This is a genomic window from Kitasatospora sp. NPDC002551 (assembly GCF_040296005.1).
Lineage (GTDB): Bacteria > Actinomycetota > Actinomycetes > Streptomycetales > Streptomycetaceae > Kitasatospora.
The window spans coordinates 1-4,396 of the sequence record NZ_JBEOWI010000137.1; the positions used below are offsets into that span (position 1 = coordinate 1).

Sequence of the window (4,396 nt, forward strand, 5' to 3'; positions counted from 1 at the left end):
TCGTGGAAGCGGACGGCTTCGCGGACGTGGCGCACCCAGTAGTCGGGCGAGCGGACGAGGTCCGGGTCGGCGACGTCGCCGGTGACGTTGGAGATCAGGGCGATCGTGGGCTCGTGGTAGGTGAGGCCCTGGGCGATCCGCCGGAACTCCTCCAGCATCGGCTCCATGAGGGGCGAGTGGAAGGCGTGGCTGACCCGCAGGCGGGTGGACTTCCAACCACCGGCGCCCACGATCTCCAGAACCGTTTCTTCGTCGCCGGAGAGGACGGTGGCGGTGGGGCCGTTGACGGCGGCGATGGACACGCGGTCCTCGTGACCGGCCAGGAACGGAAGCACCTCGCCCTCGGAGGCGATGACGGAGACCATGGCACCGCCGGTGGGCAGGGCCTGCATGAGGCGTCCGCGCGCGGCGACGAGGGCGCACGCGTCGGCGAGCGACCAGACGCCCGCGACGTGGGCGGCGGCGAGTTCGCCGACCGAGTGCCCGACGAGGAAGTCCGGTCGCACGCCCCAGGATTCGACGAGGCGGAACAGCGCGACCTCGATCGCGAACAGTGCCGCCTGGGCGTAGCCGGTGCCCTCCAGCAGGTCGGCGTCGGAGGTGATGACCTCGTTCAGCGGCCGGTCGAGGTGCTCGTCGACGACGGAACAGACCTCGTCGAACGCGTCGGCGAAGACGGGGAACGCCGCGTGCAGCTCCCGGCCCATGCCGAGCCGTTGCGCTCCCTGACCGGTGAACAGGAACGCCGTCCGGCCGGACACGGGCCGCGTACCGTCGCTGTGCCCGTCGGCCAGGCTGTCCAGACCGCGCAGCAGCTCCTCGACCTCGCGCCCGGCCACGGCGGCCCGGTACTCGAAGGCCGTCCGGCCGGTCGCCAGCGAGAAGCCGACGTCCGCCGGCGACAGCTCCGGCGAGGCCGCCACGTACTCGCGCAGCCGCCAGGCCTGGGCCCGCAGCGCCGCCGCGGACTTGGCCGACAGCACCCACGGCACCACGGAACCGCTGCCCGGAGCCGCCGAGGGCTCCTCGGCCAGCTCGGGTGCCTGCTCCAGGATCAGGTGGACGTTGGTGCCGCTGACACCGAACGCCGACACGCCGGCCCGGCGCGGCGCGCCGGTCTGCGGCCACGGCCGCGCCTCGGTCAGCAGCTCCACCGCACCCGCCGACCAGTCGATCTTGTCGGAGCGCTCGTCGGCGTGCAGGGTGCGCGGCAGCACACCCTCCCGGATCGCCAGTACGGTCTTGATCACGCCGGCGACACCGGAAGCGGCCTGCGTGTGCCCGATGTTGGACTTCAGCGCGCCCAGCCACAGCGGCCGGTCCTCGGGCCGCCCCTGGCCGTACGTCGCCAGCAGGGCGCCCGCTTCGATCGGGTCGCCGAGCGGGGTGCCGGTGCCGTGCGCCTCCACCGCGTCCACGTCCGCCGGTGCGAGTCCGGCGGAGGCGAGCGCCGCCTGGATGACACGCTGCTGCGCGGGTCCGTTCGGGGCGGTGAGGCCGTTGCTGGCGCCGTCCTGGTTGACGGCGGAACCCCGCAGCACCGCGAGCACCGGGTGCCCGTGGCGCCGGGCGTCGGACAGCCGCTCCAGCAGGACCATGCCGACGCCCTCGGCCCAGCCGGCGCCGTCCGCCTGCGCGGAGAACGCCTTGCAGCGGCCGTCGGGGGACATCGCCCGCTGGCGGCTGAACTCGATGAAGCTGTCCATGGTGGACATCACGACCACACCGCCGGCCAGCGCCATCGAGCACTCGCCCTGCCGCAGCGACTGCGCGGCCAGGTGCAGCGCGAGCAGCGAGGAGGAGCAGGCCGTGTCCACGGTCAGCGAGGGGCCCTGCAGGCCGAAGGTGTAGGAGACGCGCCCGGAGGCGACGCTGCTGGCGCTGCCCGTCGCGAGGTAGCCCTCGAACTCCTCGGGCGCCTGCTGGAAGCGCGACCCGTAGTCGTTGTAGCTGGCGCCGATGAACACGCCCGCTTCCGTGCCCTTCACCGACTCCGGTGCGATGCCGGCCCGTTCGAAGGTCTCCCAGGAGGTCTCCAGCAGCAGCCGCTGCTGCGGGTCGATCGCCAGCGCCTCGCGCGGGGAGATGCCGAAGAAGGTCGGGTCGAAGTGGTCGGCGTCGTAGAGGAACCCGCCGCCGCGCGCGTAGAAGGTGCCGGGCTTGTCGGGGTCCGGGTCGAAGCGGCCCTCGACGTCCCAGCCCCGGTCGGTGGGGAAGCCGGAGACCGCGTCGCGGCCCTCGTCGAGCAGCTGCCACAGCTCCTCGGGGGTGGTCACGCCGCCGGGGAGGCGGCAGCTCATCGCCACGATCGCGATCGGGTCGTCGTCGACGGCCGCGGTGCCGGTCGCCGGCGCGGTCGCGGCGGGGCGGGTGCCGACCAGCTCGGTGTGCAGGTGCCGGGCCAGCGCGGTGACCGACGGGTAGTCGAAGACCAGGGTGACGGGCAGCCGCATGCCGGTCACGGCCGACAGCCGGTTGCGCAGGTCGACGGCGGTGAGCGAGTCGAAGCCCAGCTCGCGGAAGGCCCGGCCCTCCTCGACGGCCTCCGGGCCGGCGTAGCCGAGCACGGCGGCCACCTGGGTGCTCACCAGCTCCGCCAGGGCCTGGACGGCGTCGCCGTCCGAGAGGCCCGCCAGCTGCCGGGCCAACGCGGAGTCGCTGTCGTTGCCGCTGCCGCCGGCCGCCGCGCCGGACCGGGTGGCGGCGTCGCGCGCGCCGCGCACCTCGGGCAGCTCGGCGAGCACGGGGGCGGTGGGACCGGCGGGCGAGGCCGCCGTCAGCCGCTCCCAGTCGATGTCGGCCACCGCCACGAACGGGTCGCCCAGGTCGAGGGCCTGCTGGAGCGCGGCGATCGCCGACGCGGGCGCCATCGCCGGCATGCCGCCCTTGCGCAGCCGTGCCTCGGTGGCGTCGTCGACCAGACCGCCGCCGGCCCACGGGCCCCAGGCGACGGAGGTCGCCGCCAGACCGGCGGCGCGGCGCTGCTGCGCCAGGGCGTCCAGGAAGGCGTTGGCGGCGGCGTAGCTGCCCTGGCCGGGGCCGCCCAGGGTGCCCGCGAACGAGGAGAACAGCACGAAGGCGGTCAGCTCCCGGTCGGCGGTCAGCTCGTGCAGGTGCAGCGCGGCGTCCACCTTGGGGCGCAGCACGGTGCGGGCCCGGTCGGTGGTGAGGGTGTCGATGACGCCGTCGTCCAGGACGCCGGCCGTGTGGAAGACCGACCGCACGGCGTCGCCCGCGGTGTCGAGGCGGTCGAGTAGCCCGGCGAGCGCGTCGCGGTCGGCCGTGTCGCAGGCGGCGAGGGTGACGCGGGCGCCCAGCTCGGTGAGTTCGGCCTCCAGCTCTCGTGCGCCGGGGGCCGCCGCGCCGCTGCGGCTGACCAGGACCAGATGCTCGGCGCCGTTGCCGGCCAGCCACCGGGCGACGTGACGGCCGAGGCCGCCGGTCCCGCCGGTGATCAGCGCGGTGCCCCCGGGCTGCCAGGTCCCCCGCTCCGACCCACCCGGCGCGGCCCGCACGAGCCGCCGGCCGAAGGCCGCGGAGGCGCGGACGGCGATCTCCTGCTCGGCGCCGTGCCGGCCCGCCAGCGTCGCGGCCAGGCGGGCCGCGGAGGCGGGGTCGAGGGCCGGGGGGAGGTCGACCGTGCCGCCCCAGCGCTGGGGGTACTCCAGCGCGGCGATCCGTCCCAGGCCCCAGACCGTGGACTGCAGCGGGTCCGCGACGGATTCCGGCCGGCCGGTGGTGACGGCGCCGCGGGTGGCGAGCCAGAGGGGAGCGTCGATTCCCGCGTCACCGAGGGCCTGGATCAGCGCCAGCGTGTGGGCGAATCCGGCGGGCAGCTCCGGGTAGCCCTGCTGCCGGCCCTCGGTGAGGGCGAGCAGGGAGAGCACTCCGGCGGGGGCCGTGCCGTCCAGCGCCTGCCGGATGCGGGTGGCGAGCGCCTCGCGGTCGGCGTCGTCCGCGCCGACCTCCAGGGACAGCAGGGTCATGCCCTGCCGGGCGAGGGCCTCGGCCACCGGGCACGTCGCGGACCGGCCGGCGGGCGTCACCAGCAGCCAGGTGCCCGAGGGGGCGCCGGTGGTGGTCTCCGCCAGGGGCTTCCAGGTGATGCGGTAGCGCCAGGAGTCGGTGAGGGCTTGTTCGCGGTTGCGGCGGCGCCAGGAGGCGAGGGAGGGGAGGAGGGGTGACAGGGTGTCGGGGGTGTCGAGTTCGAGGGTGGTGAGGAGGTGGTCGAGGTCTTCGCGTTCGACGGCTTCCCAGAAGGCGGTTTCGACGGGGTCGGTGGCGGTGGTGGCGGTGGTGGCGGTGGGGGTGTCGGGTTCGAGCCAGTAGCGGCGGTGGTCGAAGGCGTAGGTGGGGAGGTCGACGCGGTGGCGGGTGTGGGTGGGGAAGGTGGTGT

General features: G+C 75.2%; 1 protein-coding gene. It reads right to left on the bottom strand.

All coding sequences use genetic code 11. The annotated features are described in order from the left end of the window. Nucleotides 1-4,396 (bottom strand): SDR family NAD(P)-dependent oxidoreductase (locus tag ABT093_RS40435; protein ID WP_350572509.1); only part of this gene is annotated, 4,396 nt, incomplete at both ends.